We start from the raw sequence: 16070 nt of genomic DNA, 5'->3' as shown, positions 1-16070 counted from the left end.
GGCCTCTCAGGTGAGGCCCGCCGCCCGGCAGGCCGCCGCGACCATCGGGGTGCAGATGGCCGGCACGGTCCAGAACCCGTCCTTCACCACCGTCTCCCGGATGTTGGACCGGTCGACGGCGACCGGGCTGATGATCGAGGCGGGCACGGAATGGCCGGTCGCGTTGGAGACGGTGCGGTTGGACGGCGGCCTCTTCCCGGAGCCGAGGGCGACCGCCGACCGGACGGCGTTCTGCGCCTCCTGCCCGATCGGCTTGTACACCGTCATCGTCTGGGTGCCCAGGAGGATCCGCTGGATGGCGTCGAGAGCGGCGTCCTGGCCGGTGAGCGGTGTGCCCGGCCGGACCCCGGTCTTGCGCATCGCCACACTGACGCCATCGGCCATACCGTCGTTGGCGCAGTACACGCCCACGATGCGGGCCGGACCCAGCATCATGAAGGCGGCGGACGCCTCGGCCGCCGCGAGATCGGGCCGCCAATCCGGAGTGTCGTACGACCTGGCGATCTTGACCTTGCCCCGGAGCACGGACAGTGCCCCCTTCTTGAACTCGGCGGTGTTCGGGTCCGTCGGCGAACCGTTGATCATCACCGTGTCGCCGCGCCTCGCATGGCCACCCTTCTTGATGGCGGCGAGCAGCGCCTTGCCCTGCTCCCGGCCGACCTGCACGTTGTCGAATGAGGTGTAGGCGTCCACCGGACCGGCGGGAAGGCGATCGTAGGCAACGATCTTGACCCCCCTCCGGTGCGCCCGGGTCACCGCCGACGCGATCGCCTTGTCGTCGACGGCTTCGAGGATGATGACCTTCGCACCCTTAATGATCATCATGTCGACCTGCTGGAGCTGCAGGTCCAGCTCGTTGTTCGCGCTGGCGAAGAAGAGCCGGCACTTCGGGCACTGCGCGGCGAGCTCCTGCTGGATGTAGCGGCGATCGCGGTCGGTGCGCCCGCCCCCTCCGGGCAGCAGCAGGCCGACCCCGAAACCGCGCTCGGCGGAGGCGACGGCGCCGAGATCCTGGGCCTGCTCGACGCTTCCGCAGGCGGCCACCCCGTACAGCGCGCCGAGCGTCACGCCGCCGACGGCGCCCCGAACGAGTCGTGCTCTCATCACGCCCCCGAATACGGGCGTCGCCCGGTCGATCGCGGCCCCGACGCGCCCCGATTCGAAAAGACATCCCCGCAGGTCACAAGCGTACGCATCCCATCGCCACGGCCGGCCGGCGGGCACCCGCCGGCTTGCTTCTGCGAGTGGATCGAGCCCAGATCCCGCGTATCTGCAAGCGACACAGGGGGTGATTTGTCATATCTGCGGTGTCTACACTGATCTACGTGACGGCGTTCCGAATCAGCGAGGTCGCGTCCCTGCTCGGCGTCAGCGCCGACACGGTGCGCCGATGGATCGACTCCGGAAAACTGCCGGCACGGCGCGACGAGCAGGGCCACCGGATCGTCTCGGGAGCCGATCTGGCGGCCTTCGTTCGCTCCCCCGCCGACCGGAACGGCGCGCCGCCCTCCTCGGCCCGCAACCGGCTGCGCGGCATCGTCACCGAGGTCGTACGCGACGGGGTGATGGCCCAGGTCGAGATCCAGGCCGGGCCGTTCCGCGTCGTCTCCCTGATGAGCCGGGAGGCGGCCGACGAGCTCGGCCTGGAACCCGGCGTGGTCGCCGTGGGGGTCGTCAAGTCCACCAACGTCGTCGTGGAGCTGCCCCAGTGATCGGTCATCGCACCACCCTCCGAACCGCCTCGATCGTCGCGCTCGCGGGCGCCCTCCTGGCGGGCTGCGGCGACAAGGGCGTCAAGAACGGACCCGACAAGCAGGTCGGCGGACGGACGGTCGTCGTCTTCGCCGCGGCCTCCCTCACCGAGACGTTCACCGCGCTGGGCAAGACCTTCGAGGCGAGCCATCCCGGGACGAAGGTGAAGTTCAACTTCGGCGGCAGCTCGGCGCTGGCCCAGCAGATCGACCAGGGCGCACCGGCCGACGTGTTCGCCGCGGCCAGCCCCGCCACGATGAAGCAGGTCACCGACGCGGGCCGGGCGTCGGGGCCGCGCGTCTTCGCTCGCAACCGCCTGGAGATCGCCGTTCCCCCCGCGAATCCGGCCAAGGTGACGGCCTTGAAGGACCTGACGAACTCCAAGATCAAGGTCGTGCTGTGCGCCCCGCAGGTGCCCTGCGGGGCGGCGGCCCTCAAGGCGCTGAAGGCCGCCGGCCTCACCGTCAAGCCGGTCTCCCAGGAGCAGGACGTCAAGGCCGCCCTCACCAAGGTCCGGCTGAACGAGGCCGACGCCGCCCTGGTCTACCGCACGGACGTCAAGGCGGCGGCCGGGCAGGTCAAGGGCATCGACTTCCCCGAGGCCGCCAAGGCGATCAACGACTATCCGATCGCCGCGATCAGTAAGGCGCCGCAGCCCGCTCTGGCCCAGGAGTTCGTCCAGACGGTGCTCTCGCAGCAGGGACAGGCGGCCCTGCTCCAGGCGGGATTCGAAAGGCCATGAACCGCCGGGCGCCGTGGGTGCTGGTACTGCCGGCGCTCCTCGGCCTCGCCTTCCTGGTCCTTCCCCTCGCGGGTCTGCTGGTGCGCGCGCCGTGGTCGACGCTCGGCACCCGCCTGGCGCGGCCCGAGATCCTCGACGCCCTCCGGCTGTCGCTGGTCAGCGCGACGCTCGCGACCGTGCTCTGCCTGTTCGTCGGGGTGCCCCTGGCCTGGGTGCTGGCCCGGGTGGACTTCCCCGGCCGGCGGCTGGTGCGCGCGCTCGTCACCGTCCCGCTCGTGCTCCCGCCGGTGGTCGGCGGCGTCGCCCTGCTGCTCGCCCTGGGACGCAACGGTCTGGCGGGGCGCTGGCTGGACCGCTGGTTCGGCGTGACGCTGCCCTTCACGACCGCGGGCGTCGTGGTGGCCGAGGCGTTCGTGGCCCTGCCGTTCCTGGTGATCAGCGTGGAGGGCGCGGTCCGCGCCGCCGACCTGCGCTATGAGGACGCCGCGGCGACGCTCGGCGCGACCCGGTGGACGACGTTCCGGCGCGTCACCCTGCCGTTGATCGCGCCGGGGGTGGGCGCGGGGGCCGTGTTGTGCTGGGCGCGGGCGCTCGGGGAGTTCGGCGCCACGATCACCTTCGCCGGGAACTTCCCCGGCCGTACGCAGACGATGCCGCTCGCGGTCTACCTGGCGCTGGAGAACGACCCGCAGTCCGCGATCGTGCTCAGCCTCGTGCTGCTGGCCGTCTCGGTGATCGTGCTGGCCGGGCTCCGGGGACGATGGATCTCGTGATCGACGCCCGTCTCGTCGTACGGCAGGGAGCCTTCACCCTCGACCTGGCGCTGACCGCCGCGCCGGGCGAGGTCGTCGCGCTGCTGGGGCCGAACGGCGCGGGCAAGACCACGGCGCTGCGCGCGCTCGCCGGGCTGACGCCCCTGTCGGAGGGGCACATCGACGTCGACGGGAAGCCGTGGCACGACCGGCCCGCCGAGCGCCGCCCGGTCGGCGTCGTGTTCCAGGACTACCTCCTGTTCCCGCACCTGTCCGCGCTGGAGAACGTCGCGTTCGGGCCGCGCTGCCAGGGGATGCGCCGGCGCGAGGCGCGGCGGCTGGCCGCGGAGTGGCTGGACCGGGTCGGCCTCGCCGACCAGGCCGCCCGCAAACCGCGCACCCTGTCAGGCGGGCAGGCGCAGCGGGTCGCACTGGCCCGCGCGCTGGCCGTACGGCCCCGGCTGCTGCTGCTCGACGAGCCGCTGTCCGCCCTGGACGCGCACACCCGGCTCGGCGTCCGCGCCCGCCTGCGCCGCCACCTCGCCGACTTCGACGGGACCGCCATCCTGGTCACGCACGACCCCCTCGACGCGATGGCCCTCGCCGACCGGCTCGTCGTGATCGAGAACGGCAGCGTCGTGCAGGAGGGAGACCCGGCGCACGTCGCCCGCCACCCGCGGACGGACTACGTGGCCCGCCTGGTCGGCCTGAACCTCTACCGGGGGACGGCCAGCGGCCACACCGTCGCCGTCGGCACCGAGGGCGTGCGCTTCGACGCGGCCGAGGCCCTGGACGGCGAGGTCTTCCTGGCGTTCCCGCCGTCGGCCGTCGCGCTGTTCCGTACGCGCCCCGACGGCAGCCCGCGCAACCTCTGGCAGGCGACGGTCGGCGGTTTCGAACCCCACGCCGACCAGATACGGATCTACCTGGAGGGTCCGGTGCGCGCGTCCGCCGACGTGACGCCCGCCGCGCTGGCCGAGCTCCGCCTGGCCGAGGGCGACCCGGTGTGGGCGGCGGTCAAGGCCGCCGAGACACATGCATATCCGGCCTGACGGCGACACCCGCATATCTGCCTCGACGGCGCGTTGTGCCCGGTAATAGGCGATGGGCCGCCCTAAAGTGGCCCGCATGCCCCCCAAGCCGCGCGTCGCCGTCTTCGCCGCGATCGCCCTGGCACTTTCCGGATGCGGCGTCGCCGCCGGCGACGAGCGCATCACGCTGAAGGTGCTCGCCGCCTCCTCGCTGACCGAGGCGTTCGACGAGCTCGGGACGGCGTACAACGCGGCCGAGCGGAACGTGACCGTGCGGTTCGAGTTCGGCGGCTCGCAGGATCTCGCGATGGACATCGAGGACCGTGAACCGGCCGACGTGCTGGCCACCGCCGACGGGGCGTCGATGGACCCGGTGGCGACGAAGGTCTCCGGCCGCCGTCTCTTCGCCTACAACTCCATGACCATCGCCGTCGCCCCCGGCAATCCCCGGCACGTCCAGGGACTCGCCTCGCTCGCCGACCGGCGGCTGCGCGTGGTCCTGGGCGGGCCGATCGTCCCGGTGGGCCGGTACGCCGCACAGGTCCTGGCCAAGGCGGGCGTCACGGTACGGCCGAGGTCGGAGGAGGCCGACGCGCGCACCGTGCTCACCAAGGTCCGTACGGGCGAGGCCGACGCGGGAATCGTCTACGTGACCGACATGCAGTCGGCCGGGATCTCGGCGAGCAGCGTCCCGATCCCGGCGCAGCAGAACGTCACCGCCACCTACTTCGCCGCCGCCGTACGCGACAGCGCCCACAGGACGGCCGCGAAGGCGTTCGTCTCCTGGCTCGGCTCCCCCACCGCCAAGACGATCCTGCGTAAGTACGGCTTCCCCACTCCGTGACCCAGGCGTAGAAACGCCCGGATAGCCTTATCGGGAAATAGGCCTGTTAAGGAGCGTGAAGTGGCCGGAGAGTCATCGCAGCGGCGCGAGTCCCCCGCCCCGCCGCGGAAGGACCCGAAGAAGCCCTGGCGCTCCGAGGGTGTCCCCGGCGAGCAGCGCCCGCAGGTGCCCGGCAACGGGCGGATGCGGCCGAACCGCCTGTGGATCTTCTGGCTGCTGCTCGCGCTGATCTTCGGGTCGAGCTACCTGTCGGCGTTCATGTCCGGGCAGAAGGCCGAGATCACGGTCCCGTACACCGAGTTCACCAAGCAGGTGCAGGCCGGGAACGTCAAGGACATCTACACCAAGGGCTTCTCCATCCAGGGCGAGCTGAAGAGCTCGCAGCCGCAGCCCGACGGCAAGGGCAAGAAGTACCGCGACTTCCGGACCGAGCGGCCCTCCTTCGCCCAGGACCAGGTCTACGCCGACATGGTGGCCAAGGGCGTGGTCATCCAGGCCAAGCCGATCAACGAGCCGCGCGGGCTGCTGTCCAGCCTCGTGATGTCCCTGCTGCCCACGCTGCTGTTCGTCGGCCTGTGGGTGGCCGCGATGGTGTGGATCTCCCGGCGGGCCGGTGGCGGCGGCGTCCTGGGCAGCCTGAAACGGACGCCGAAGCCGGTCGGCGCCGACGCCAAGCGGGCGACCTTCGAAGACGTCGCCGGCATCGACGAGGTCGAGAACGAACTGACCGAGGTCGTCGACTTCCTCAAGCACCCGGACAAGTACCGGCGGCTCGGCGCGAAGATCCCGCGCGGGGTGCTGCTGACCGGCCCGCCCGGCACCGGCAAGACGCTGCTCGCGCGCGCCGTCGCCGGTGAGGCGGACGTCCCCTTCTACTCCGCCGCCGCGTCGGAGTTCGTCGAGATGGTCGTCGGCGTGGGCGCGGCCCGCGTACGCGAACTGTTCGAGGAGGCGCGCAAGACGGCCCCGTCGATCATCTTCATCGACGAGATCGACACGATCGGCCGGGCGCGCGGCGCCGGCAGCTTCGGTGGGAACGACGAGCGCGAGCAGACGCTCAACCAGATCCTCACGGAGATGGACGGCTTCAGCGGGTCGGAGGGCGTCGTCGTCATCGCCGCGACGAACCGCCCGGACGTGCTGGACGCCGCTCTCCTGCGCCCGGGACGGTTCGACCGCCAGATCGCCGTCTCCCCGCCCGACCTGGACGGCCGGGTGCAGATCCTGAAGGTGCACACCAAGGGCCTGCCGCTCGCCCCGGACGCCGACCTGACCGCGATCGGCAAGATGACACCGGGCATGACCGGCGCCGACCTGGCCAACCTCGTCAACGAGGCGGCGCTGCTGGCGGTCAAGCGCGAACGCGACACGATCGGCCGGGGCGAGTTCACCGCCGCGCTGGACAAGGTGCAACTCGGCACCGCGCGCGGCATCGTGATCCCCGAGGAGGAGCGCCGCCGCACCGCGTACCACGAGTCCGGGCACGCGGTGCTGGGCATGCTGTTCCCCGGCGCGGACCCGGTCCGCAAGATCACGATCGTGCCGCACGGGCGGGCGATGGGCGTGACGGTGTCGACCCCGGAGGGCGACCGGTACGCCTACGACCGCGACTACCTGCGCGGCCGGATCATCGGCGCGCTCGGCGGAATGGCCGCCGAGGACGTCGTCTTCGGCGTCGTCACGACGGGCGCGGAGAGCGACCTGGAGCAGGTGACGCGGATCGCCCGCTCGATGGTCGGCCGGTGGGGCATGTCGGAGAAGGTCGGGCGGCTGTCGGTCCTGCCGTCGGACGGCGCGGACCCGACCGGCCAGTACCTCGCCCCGGAGACGCTGAACGCCGTCGATGAGGAGACCCGCCGGATCGTGGACGAGTGCTACGCCGAGGCCAAAGAGACGCTCCGCGAGAACCGCGGCAGGCTGGACGCGCTGACCGAGGCCCTGCTGGAGAAGGAGACCCTCGACGAGATCGAGGCGTACGCCGCGGCCGGCGTCGACCGGCGACCGGAGCCCACGGAAGTGGGAGCCTAAGCAGTGGCCTGACCTGGCTCAGAACCCGTACTGCCGCTCCGGGTCGTCCGGGCGCCACTCCACGAGGACGGTCGTGGCGTCGTCGGCCAGGCGGCCGTGCTGGAAGTCGAGGATGGCGCGGTTCAGGCGGCGTAGCGTCTCGGAGGCGGGCATGCCTGCCGCGCTGTGCCGGATGACGAAGTCGCCGAGGCGCCGCACGCCGAACTGCGTGCCGTCGGCGGCCCGCCCCTCGACGACGCCGTCGGTGTAGAGCAGGAGGCGGTCGCCGGGCTGCAGGTGCTCGGTGTGGACGGGCGGGGGCGCGGCCAGGTCCAGGTCGTGCCGGTCCTCGGGCAGGCCGAGCGGCAGCCGCGGCCGGCGGAACAGCTCCTTGATCACCTTGTTGTCCCGGATCAGCAGCGGCGGCGGGTGCCCGCAGGCGATCCAGCGGAACCGGCCGGTGGTGACCTCCAGGTCGCACAGCAGTGCGGTCGCGAACCGCGAACCGCCGAACTGGCCGGCGATCGCGTGGTCGGCGCGTGCCACGAGGTCGGCGAGGTCACCGCCGGCGCGCCGGGTGTTCCGGCAGCTGGCCATGGCCACGCTGGCGATCAGGCCGGCCGGCAGGTCGTGCCCGACGGCGTCGAACACCGCGACGTGCAGGTTGTCGCCGAGCAACGAGTAGTCGTACGCGTCACCGCCCACCCCGTACACGGGTTCGATCGCGGCGGCGATGATGACGTCGTCCGTGGCGAACGTCGGCGGCGCCATGAACGCCCAGACCATCTCCGCCTGCAGCGCCATCTGCTGCGTCCGCCGAACGTGGGCGTGGGCGTCGCTGTAGGCGCTCTTGCTCACGACGACGAGCCCGGCGAGGGAGGCGAGCGTACGGCAGCGGTCGAGCGTCGCCTCACTCACGTCGTCGACGATGAGTTCCAGGACGCCCAGCCGTTCGGTGCCGTCCATGAGGGGCAGCCACACGTGGTGCCGCCCGTCCGGGTCCGCGGCGGCGAGCTGGATCTCGATGGTCCGGAAGGCCCGCCCGGCGAGGGTCGAATCGATCGGCAGCTCGGGCAGGGGCGAGTCGTCCGTTTCGGGCATGGCCCGCAGGTACTGCTGCCCGAGGTCGGCGAGGTAGACCGCGGCTCCGTGGACGCCGAAGGGCCGCGCGCACTCGGCCAAGGCGTCGGCGACGGCGCCCGGCCGGAGCAGATGCGCCCGGCTCAGCAGCTCCGCGATGGCCTTTCCCGCCGCTCCGTCCATCTCATCGCTGCCGGGCCTCCGCGCGGTCGGCGTCATCGCGACCGGCCTCCCTGGCTGACTCGAGCGCCCTCCGACGCCGGATGCCTCCGGGCGGCGACGGTCAGGCGTGCGTACTCACGAGACGGTGCGCAGGTCACGACTGGGAATCCCCTCAGACACTTGCGGGATGGACCATAGGTGGCCGCGTCGTGACCACACCGTCGGCCGCAGGCGGCGGCCGTGCCCAACGCCTACCCGCAGGACATTTGCGATAAACCGGTACGGTCGCCCACCGAGTCACCGGACACGCGGCGGGTCGAAGTGCACACGGATGCCCAACGGCGCGACAATGTTCGCCGCAGCGAACACTTCCCCCGTACGGAGTTCATCCTGTGGGCCTCGCCGACCTCGACAACGCCGATCTCGTCACGGGTCCCCCCGGCGGCGATCAGGCTCTCTGGATCGTGGCGGACGACTGGGCACCGGAGCGCGAAGCCCTCGACTACGTCCAGCTCATGATCAAGGTGGCGGGCGCGCTGGCGCACGCCGAGCGGCTCAGCGGGGAGGGACACCGCTCGACCGTCCTCGTGCACAGCACCGGCGAGCCGCCCGAGAGCGTGCTGCAGTTCCTGTGGGACCGGGACATCGCGGCGACGATCGGCAGCGCCCTGCGCCCGCGCCCGGCCACCGGGCGGCCGGCCCGCTTCCCCAACCTGCCCGACGGCTCACCGGACCTGCCGACGCTCCAGGGCGCGAACGCCGACCGCTTCGCCGCCCAGCACGGGCTCGACGGCTCGGTCGAATCGCTGGAACTCCTCGACGACGCGCTGGAGGAGCGACGCCGCCTCCACGGCCTGCGCGCCGACGACGAGGACGAGAAGTTCACCGACGGCGACCTGACCGTCCTCGCCGGCGCGTACGCGGGCGAGGTCCTGCGGCGGTACACCCGGGAAGCCGCCTGGTGGTTCGGGCCACCGGGCCGCTCGGGCCCGCTGCACCTGCGAGCCGGACTCGGCCACGGCACCCGCGTCGACGTACTCGGACGGGTCCGCGCCTACCTCCGGCACGGCTCCCGCGAATCCCTGCACGCCCTGGTCGAGACGCTGCTGACACGCCTGAACGCCTGAAGGACGTCACGCCGGAACCGGCGGCGAATCACTCAGACGGAGCCGAGGTCGATCTTCACTGGGAAGGGTGCCGAAACCTTGACCACGCCGGTGAATACATCTCCATCCCGGTACACCCTCGTCGCCGGGTCCAGAACATAGGTGTACACCAACGGGACACCGGTAGGGGCCTGCTCGACTCTCCAGTAGAACGCGATGCCGGCCTTGGCGTACTGGTCCACCTTCACGACCCGGTCGGTGGTCTCCGAGCCCGGTGAGACCACTTCGACCACCAGCAGCACATGCTCGGGACGCGTCGGCGTGACATCGATCGTGTCCGCGCGGTACACGACGACATCCGGGCGGCGGTTGGTGAGCGGCACGTCCTGCAGCCGGACGTCGAAGTCCGTGTCGGCGTTCCACTCCGGGCGCCCCGCGTCGTCCAAGGCGTTCGCCAGGATCCGAGCCAGGCGGTTGTGGCGCTTGGACGCGCTCGGACTCACGACGACCATCCCGTCTACGACTTCGATGCCCGCGCACTGCTCCTCGGGCCAGGAGTCGTACTGCTCCGCCGTGATCTGCTCATGCATCCACGCAGGAGCGATCATCTCGGCAGTCATGTCCTACCTCCTGAGCCTGCTCAGCGGACCCGGCCCTGACCAACAGGGTACTGTCTCCGGCTCGACTCCGGATCCCCCCGCCGACTGGCCGGCACCGCTACGTACTGGCACACCAACGACGCCATAGGGCCGGGGCAAGTGGCCACGACACCTGCGTCGACGGGGCGCGTCCGCGCCTGACCTCCGGCACGGCTCCCGCGAGTCCCTACGCGCGCTGGTCGAGACACTGCTCATCCGCCTCAACGCCTGACCACACACGATAGGTCCTCGGAGAGTTCACCCCCGCAGGTCCCGGTCGAGGAACCAGGCGGTGATCTCGGCGGGGTACGTCTCGATCGTGACCAGCGTGTGCCCGCCGGGTGTGAAGGCGGCCACCAGAAGGCTCGGATCCTCCATGGGGCGTGTCCACAACGCACGGCCCTGACCGTCGATCACCGTGGCGGCCTCTTCCGAGGTGAACAGGGCGCGCGGCCCGTCCGGCGACCAGGTGATGGCCTGGCACGTTCCCTCGGCCGGCACGCGCCCGGTCGATCGTCCAAGGAGTTCCACGCCGCCGTCGCCGCCGACGGCGACCGTGTCGCCCTCCGGTGAAAGCGCGAGCGCGCCGGCGCCGGGCAGGGCCGTACGGTGCCGGGCCACGACCTCCCCGTCGGGCAGCCGGTGAATCAGCACGTCACCGTCCGGTCCGACGAAGGCGAGCCGGGAACCGGAGTGGTCCAGCACGGCGCCTCCGGCGACGACCGTGGCCGTGGTGAACATGACGTCGCCGGTCTCGGCACCGGCCACCACGACATTCCGTTCCACGGTTCCGTCCCATGGAGAGGCGGAGCTCACGGCCACGATCAGCCGCCCGTCCCCGCTGAAGCCGATGTGGGAGTACCCCGCCCCCTCCGCGCCCGTCCGCCACGAGCCCGCGGCCCACAGTCGTTCCGGTCCCGGGACGCGCCAGACGATCACCTGCCGGTCGAACCTGCCCGCGGTCGCGAGGAGTGAGCCGTCCGGGCTGACGGCCACGTCCTCGCCCCAGCCGATGTAGTGATCGTCCTCTTGGACGCCGTCGGTCTCCCAGGCTCCGGTCTCGGCGTCGAACACCTCCAGCCCGCCACTGGAGCTGTTGCCCTCGGCCTCAGAGACGAGCGCCGTCCAGCGCAGGTCCGGGCCGGTCCCGATCGCGTTGAAGCCGCTGAGGAAACCCTCGTCGCCCACGGCCGAGGTGCCGTAGAACTCCTCGTACGCGTCGGGATCCTCCATCTCGCGCATCTCGAAGTCTCCGTACAGGACGCGGTGGTCGGCCAGGAGAAAGCACGGCGCCCACTCGCCCCGGGAACGCCGCTCCCACCAGCGGTACGGCATCGGGCGCCGGCCTGACCAGCCGGCCAGATCCTCGATCAGCGCCCGGACTTCGTCCTCCGGCAGGTCCTCGGCATGGCGAGTGATCTCATCCCACGACTCGAACTCGCGACCATCGTCGGCCATGGCCTGCCACTGCTCGATCATCGGACGAGCTTCCCCTCGTTCGCGCAGGCCTGTCTGCGCGCTGCGGCTTGCCCTGGCTGCCCGGCCTCGGGGCGTGCACGCGACCCGCAAGAAGCACGACGGCCGCCGGATCCCCGCTGGGGGCAGGCGGCCGATCGTACGGCGGTCAGAGGCCGAGCAGCGACTCGATGCCGATGGTGAGACCGGACAGCTCACCGACACGGCGGACGGCGAGCAGGACCCCCGGGCTGAAGGACTCGCGGCTCATCGAGTCGTGCCGGATCGTCAGCGTCTCGCCGTGCCCGCCCAGCAGCACCTCCTGGTGCGCGATCAGCCCGGCCAGGCGCACGGCGTGCACGCGGACGCCGTCGACGTCCGCGCCCCGCGCGCCCTCCAGACCGGTCGTGGTCGCGTCCGGGGACGGGCCGACCCCGGCCTTCTCCCGCGCGGCCGTGACCAGCTCGGCGGTACGCCGGGACGTCCCGCTGGGGGCGTCCGCCTTGTTCGGGTGGTGCAGCTCGACGATCTCGACCGACTCGAAGAACGGGGCCGCCTTCTGGGCGAAGTGCATCATGAGCACCGCGCCGACGGCGAAGTTGGGGGCGATCAGGATGTTCGTCCCCGGCCGCTCCGCCAGCCACCCGCGTACGGTCGCGAGCCGCTCGTCATCGAACCCGGTCGTGCCCACGACCGCGTGCACGCCGTGCTCGGTCAGCCAGCGCAGGTTGTCCATGACCGCGTCGGGATGGGTGAAGTCGATGGCGACCTCGGCGGCCTCGAGGGGCTCCCGCGAGTCACCGGCGTCCACCGCCGCGACGAGCTCGAGGTCGTCCGCGGCCTCCACCGCCCGGCACAGCTCGGCTCCAACGCGCCCACGTGCGCCCAGCACCCCGACTTTGATCATTTGTCGTTCCTCCTGCTCGTACGGGCCTCGCCGAGCCTATCGCCGACCGGGGGAAGCCCTCCTATCAGCACGTCAAGGAAGATCTCGAACCTCGGCGGCGGATCCGTCGGCGGACCGCCCTGCTCGTTCGCCAGCCATCCCAGTAGAGCGGTGCTGAAGACGTACCAGCATTGGACCGCGAGGCCGGGTTCGATCCCGGCCTCGGTGAAGACGCCGACGACCCGCCCCCGGAACCGCTGGTAGGCCGCTTCGGAGGCATCGCCGTGCACATGCAGCGGATTGGCCGCCCTGACCGCGAAGCCCGGGACGGCCAGGAACTCGCGGCGTACGGCGATGGCCAGCTCGACGAGCCAGCCTCTCCAGTCGCCGTCCACCGGATCCCCGACCGCAAGGATCCGGTCGATGACGGCCTCGCCGACCAATCCGAGGACGTCGTCGCGGCTGCTCACCCAGCCGTACAGCGAGGACTTCGACACCTCCAGGCGCTCGGCGAGGGCGCGCATCGTCAGCGTGTCGAGACCGAGGTCCACAGCGGCCTCGACGATCTTGTCGCGGCTGAGGACCGCCGGTCTGCCGAGCTTCGGCGTACGCGCCATGCGTCGAGCCTAGACTTTGCGACCACTGGTCGGAAATATGTTAGGTTGCCCTAACTAGTTCATGGTGAAGGGAAGACACGTGGCTCGAACGACCGTGGAACCGGCGGTGGCGAAGGAAGCCCCCGCGTGGACGATGCTTCTTCTCGCCTGCCTCGGCAGCTTCATGATCGTCATGGACGTCGTCGTGATCTCGGTCGCGCTGCCGGACATCGGATCCGACCTCGGGTTCAGCCCCTCCGACCTACCGTGGACGATCAACGCCTACACCCTCACGTTCGCCGGATTCCTGCTGGCGGGAGGCCGCGCCGCCGACGTCTTCGGGCTGCGCCGGACCCTGCTGACCGGGCTGGCCGTCTTCACCGTGTCCCGGCTGGCCGCCGGCTTCGCCCAGGACCCGGCGATGCTGCTCACCTGTCGGGCGGTTCAGGGCCTGGGCGCGGCAGTCCTCATGCCGGCGACGCTGACACTGATCATGTCGGCGTACCCCGAAGGCGCCCGGCGGGCGCGTGCGCTGGCGATCTGGAGCGGCGTCGGATCCGTCGGCGCGTCCGCCGGCTCGGTCATCGGCGGAGTCGTCACCGACGCGGCCGGCTGGCGATGGATCTTCTTCATGCTCGTCCCCGTGGGCGTCGCCGGACTGCTGCTCGGCCGGCACGCGATCCCCGCTCCGCGCGGAGCAGGGATCGCGCGGCGCTCGAACCTGCTGGGCGGCACGCTGATCACGCCGGGCCTCGTCGCACTGGTCTACGGCATGGTGAGCACGAAGGACCACGGCTGGACCGGAGTCCCCACGCTCGGCTCGTTCGCGGTGGCGGTGGTGCTGATCGTGCTGTTCGCCGTCCAGCAGGCACGGTGGGCGAAGGACCCTCTCGTCCCGGTCCACATCCTGAAGCGCCGCTCGGTGGCCGGCGGCAACCTCGTGGTGTTCCTCCTCGGGATCGGCTTCTTCAGCTATCCGTATTTCCTGTCGCTGTACCTGGAGAACGTCCTCGGATACTCGGCCCTGCGCACGGGCGTGGCCTCCTTGCCGGTCTCGGTCGGCGTCCTCATCGGGGCACAGCTCAGCGGGCGATCGTCGAACAGGTACGGCGTACGGCCGGTCGCGGCGTTCGGAGCGGCGGTGACGGCGATCGGCCTCCTGGGCCTCGCCGGGCTCGACGCTCACAGCGCCTACCTCACCGGTGTCTGCCTGCCCGGCGTGCTGGTGGGCCTGGGCACCGGACTGGCCATCACCCCGATCACGATGGCCGCCACGAGCGGTGTCCCGCCGACGTCGGCCGGAGTGGCGTCAGGCCTCTTCAACACGACACGACAGGTCAGCGGCGCAGTCGGCCTCGCCCTCCTGGCAACGGTCGCCGCCACCCCCGCAGGGAGCGGCGGCGCGCAGGCGGCCGGCTACTCCAGGGCATTCTTCGTCGCCGCCTGCTTCGCGGCACTCGCAACCCTCGGCACTCCCCTGCTCCAGCACGCGGCGCGGGAGTTGGAGACCGGCAAATAAAGCATTCACTCCACTTTGCGTGGATGAGTGGGGGATCCTCGTCACCAATGAGCTGCGCATCCTGGATCAACGCCGTGGACGACCGGTCCAAGGCCAGGTTGTCGACGCCATCGATCGGCTGGCCGAGGCAGGCCTCGGACCGGGGCGACCGCTCGTCGACCGGTTAGAAGGACCCCGCATCCACAACCTCAAAGAGTTGCGTCCCGGCTCGGCGGGCCGCACCGAGATCAGGATCTTGTTCAAGTTCGATCCGTGGCGCTCAGCGATCCTGCTGATCGGCGGGGACAAGTCAGGGAACTGGTCTGGCTGGTACACGCCATCCCTCGTGCCGAAGGCCTCTACGAGAAGTATCTGAAAGAACGCCGGATCGAGGAGGAACAGCGATGACGAACTTCCCCAAGTGGAGTGACGTACGCGCCGACGTCGTCGCCGGAGCCGGCGGCGAACAGGGCGTCACCGAGGCCCGCAAGCGCAACCAGGCCTACATTGACGGCCACCGCCTCGCCGAGCGTCGCAAGACGCTCGGACTCTCGCAGACCGACGTGGCCGAGAAGATGGGTGTGACCAAAAGCAGGGTGTCCCAGATCGAACGCGGTGAGGTCTCCACGGTCGAGACCATCGCGCGCTACGTCCAGGCACTCGGCGGCCAGATCCAGACTTCCGCCGTTTTCGGCGGCGACCTCTACGCCCTGCGCGGCACCGACACCCACGCGGCCCAACCTCGCGCTACACAGCCAGGATTATCCGACACTGCCACACACTAAAGCCAACAAGTCACTGGAGCAGCCTAATCCTCTCCCAGAGGATGCTTCCGAAGCCACGCCTCACCCTCGGCGCGTTCGCGATCTGGAGTGCGGGGATTGACATTACGCCGTTTAACATAGTCACGAATGATTTGTATCATATGTGGATTCTGAACCACCAAGACACCGATCGAGTCTTTCCATGTAGTACCCCGCAGGATAATATTTCCGTCGACCGAAAGCATGACGAACTCAGGTACTCCGGCGGCTGAACCCAGGACTCCCGACGCCGCGCCGATGCCCATTACATCCCAGTCGTCCGATAGTCGAACTCTCACCCAGCGCAGGACCGGCGTCGACTGCTCATCGGCACAATCGACCCCTACGAGGAATTCTCGATCCTCTCCCATGAATCCGGAGTCGATCGCAAGTCGAAGCCACCCGGCGTTGGCCTTCTCGATCAACTGTGGAGCGTTCCTGTTTACCGTTTCGTCACGCCGCCCATCCTCCCGGCGGCACCCGACGGCGAGCCAAGCAGCAGATACCGGCAATTCTCCGTCAGGCACTTCTGCTTGACACCACAGCAATCCTGCCCTGATGAGCGACTCCACGACCCTCTCTTCGTTCACGGAGTAGTCCTTTCTCCAAGTCTTGAGACGATGCGGTAGATATTATGGCGACACCACTAGCGAGGCACATACGGATAAATCTTGTTATAGTTATGTCCTTTTACCCAGCCAATATCCCCATACTTGTT

17 protein-coding genes are annotated in these 16070 nt (G+C 70.3%); 10 read left to right on the top strand and 7 right to left on the bottom strand.

What is annotated here, in order from left to right; all coding sequences use genetic code 11:
• Positions 1-6: 6 nt before the first annotated feature.
• Positions 7-1104 (bottom strand): sugar ABC transporter substrate-binding protein, encoded by a 1098-nt coding sequence (locus ACQP2O_RS13340; RefSeq protein ID WP_433183619.1) that lies wholly within the window; start codon positions 1102-1104, stop codon positions 7-9.
• A 221-nt stretch (positions 1105-1325) separates the two neighbouring features.
• On the opposite strand from ACQP2O_RS13340, the gene ACQP2O_RS13335 reads away from it, so the two are divergent.
• From ACQP2O_RS13335 to ftsH, 6 genes are all read left to right on the top strand, one after another.
• Positions 1326-1712, top strand: a complete 387-nt coding sequence (locus ACQP2O_RS13335) for a TOBE domain-containing protein (protein WP_433183616.1) — start codon at positions 1326-1328, stop codon at positions 1710-1712.
• Positions 1712-2494 carry a molybdate ABC transporter substrate-binding protein gene (gene modA, locus ACQP2O_RS13330; protein ID WP_433191009.1) on the top strand — a complete coding sequence of 261 codons (783 nt, stop codon included), beginning with the start codon at positions 1712-1714 and terminating at the stop codon, positions 2492-2494. Before ACQP2O_RS13335 ends, modA (ACQP2O_RS13330) begins: the two co-directional genes overlap by 1 nt.
• The gene (locus ACQP2O_RS13325) at positions 2491-3267 is read left to right on the top strand and encodes an ABC transporter permease (protein ID WP_433183613.1); all 777 of its coding nucleotides are present in this window, start codon (positions 2491-2493) and stop codon (positions 3265-3267) included. The genes modA (ACQP2O_RS13330) and ACQP2O_RS13325 overlap by 4 nt, the downstream gene beginning before the upstream one ends.
• Positions 3255-4298: an ABC transporter ATP-binding protein gene (locus ACQP2O_RS13320; protein ID WP_433183610.1), complete on the top strand. Its 1044-nt coding sequence runs from the start codon at positions 3255-3257 to the stop codon at positions 4296-4298. The genes ACQP2O_RS13325 and ACQP2O_RS13320 overlap by 13 nt, the downstream gene beginning before the upstream one ends.
• A gap of 76 nt (positions 4299-4374) precedes the next feature.
• A complete protein-coding gene (modA, locus tag ACQP2O_RS13315) occupies positions 4375-5121 on the top strand; it encodes a molybdate ABC transporter substrate-binding protein (RefSeq protein ID WP_433183608.1) in 747 nt (248 codons plus the stop codon).
• Between the two features lie 60 nt (positions 5122-5181).
• Positions 5182-7149 carry an ATP-dependent zinc metalloprotease FtsH gene (gene ftsH, locus ACQP2O_RS13310; RefSeq protein WP_433183605.1) on the top strand — a complete coding sequence of 656 codons (1968 nt, stop codon included), beginning with the start codon at positions 5182-5184 and terminating at the stop codon, positions 7147-7149.
• An 18-nt stretch (positions 7150-7167) separates the two neighbouring features.
• On the opposite strand, the gene ACQP2O_RS13305 is transcribed toward ftsH, so the two are convergent.
• Positions 7168-8427, bottom strand: coding sequence for a PP2C family protein-serine/threonine phosphatase (locus tag ACQP2O_RS13305; RefSeq protein WP_433183603.1), 1260 nt, complete (start codon positions 8425-8427; stop codon positions 7168-7170).
• Positions 8428-8762: 335 nt separating this feature from the next.
• On the opposite strand from ACQP2O_RS13305, the gene ACQP2O_RS13300 reads away from it, so the two are divergent.
• A complete protein-coding gene (locus ACQP2O_RS13300) occupies positions 8763-9497 on the top strand; it encodes a hypothetical protein (protein ID WP_433183600.1) in 735 nt (244 codons plus the stop codon).
• Positions 9498-9529: 32 nt separating this feature from the next.
• Here the strand turns inward: ACQP2O_RS13300 and ACQP2O_RS13295 are convergent, their stop codons facing one another.
• From ACQP2O_RS13295 to ACQP2O_RS13280, 4 genes are all read right to left on the bottom strand, one after another.
• Positions 9530-10096, bottom strand: coding sequence for a Uma2 family endonuclease (locus tag ACQP2O_RS13295; RefSeq protein ID WP_433183598.1), 567 nt, complete (start codon positions 10094-10096; stop codon positions 9530-9532).
• A 276-nt stretch (positions 10097-10372) separates the two neighbouring features.
• Positions 10373-11593 (bottom strand): WD40 repeat domain-containing protein, encoded by a 1221-nt coding sequence (locus ACQP2O_RS13290; RefSeq protein ID WP_433183595.1) that lies wholly within the window; start codon positions 11591-11593, stop codon positions 10373-10375.
• A 145-nt stretch (positions 11594-11738) separates the two neighbouring features.
• Positions 11739-12476 carry a 4-hydroxy-tetrahydrodipicolinate reductase gene (gene dapB / locus ACQP2O_RS13285; RefSeq protein ID WP_433183592.1) on the bottom strand — a complete coding sequence of 246 codons (738 nt, stop codon included), beginning with the start codon at positions 12474-12476 and terminating at the stop codon, positions 11739-11741.
• Positions 12473-13072, bottom strand: a complete 600-nt coding sequence (locus tag ACQP2O_RS13280; RefSeq protein WP_433183590.1) for a TetR/AcrR family transcriptional regulator — start codon at positions 13070-13072, stop codon at positions 12473-12475. Before ACQP2O_RS13280 ends, dapB begins: the two co-directional genes overlap by 4 nt.
• A 79-nt stretch (positions 13073-13151) precedes the next feature.
• On the opposite strand from ACQP2O_RS13280, the gene ACQP2O_RS13275 reads away from it, so the two are divergent.
• Genes ACQP2O_RS13275 through ACQP2O_RS13265 form a run of 3 tightly spaced genes read left to right on the top strand, consistent with a single transcriptional unit; the run spans position 13152 to position 15334 of the window.
• A complete protein-coding gene (locus ACQP2O_RS13275) occupies positions 13152-14570 on the top strand; it encodes an MFS transporter (RefSeq protein ID WP_433183587.1) in 1419 nt (472 codons plus the stop codon).
• Between the two features lie 19 nt (positions 14571-14589).
• Positions 14590-14925, top strand: coding sequence for a type II toxin-antitoxin system RelE/ParE family toxin (locus ACQP2O_RS13270; protein WP_433183584.1), 336 nt, complete (start codon positions 14590-14592; stop codon positions 14923-14925).
• Between the two features lie 28 nt (positions 14926-14953).
• On the top strand, positions 14954-15334 hold the full coding sequence (locus tag ACQP2O_RS13265; protein ID WP_433183581.1) for a helix-turn-helix domain-containing protein: 381 nt from the start codon (positions 14954-14956) through the stop codon (positions 15332-15334).
• Between the two features lie 23 nt (positions 15335-15357).
• On the opposite strand, the gene ACQP2O_RS13260 is transcribed toward ACQP2O_RS13265, so the two are convergent.
• Positions 15358-15942 carry a hypothetical protein gene (locus tag ACQP2O_RS13260; RefSeq protein ID WP_433183578.1) on the bottom strand — a complete coding sequence of 195 codons (585 nt, stop codon included), beginning with the start codon at positions 15940-15942 and terminating at the stop codon, positions 15358-15360.
• Positions 15943-16070 lie beyond the last annotated feature (128 nt).

The sequence above is a fragment of the Actinoallomurus sp. CA-150999 genome, assembly GCF_050942425.1.
In the GTDB taxonomy this organism is placed as follows: domain Bacteria; phylum Actinomycetota; class Actinomycetes; order Streptosporangiales; family Streptosporangiaceae; genus Actinoallomurus.
This window is presented reverse-complemented; position numbering and strand designations above follow the sequence as displayed.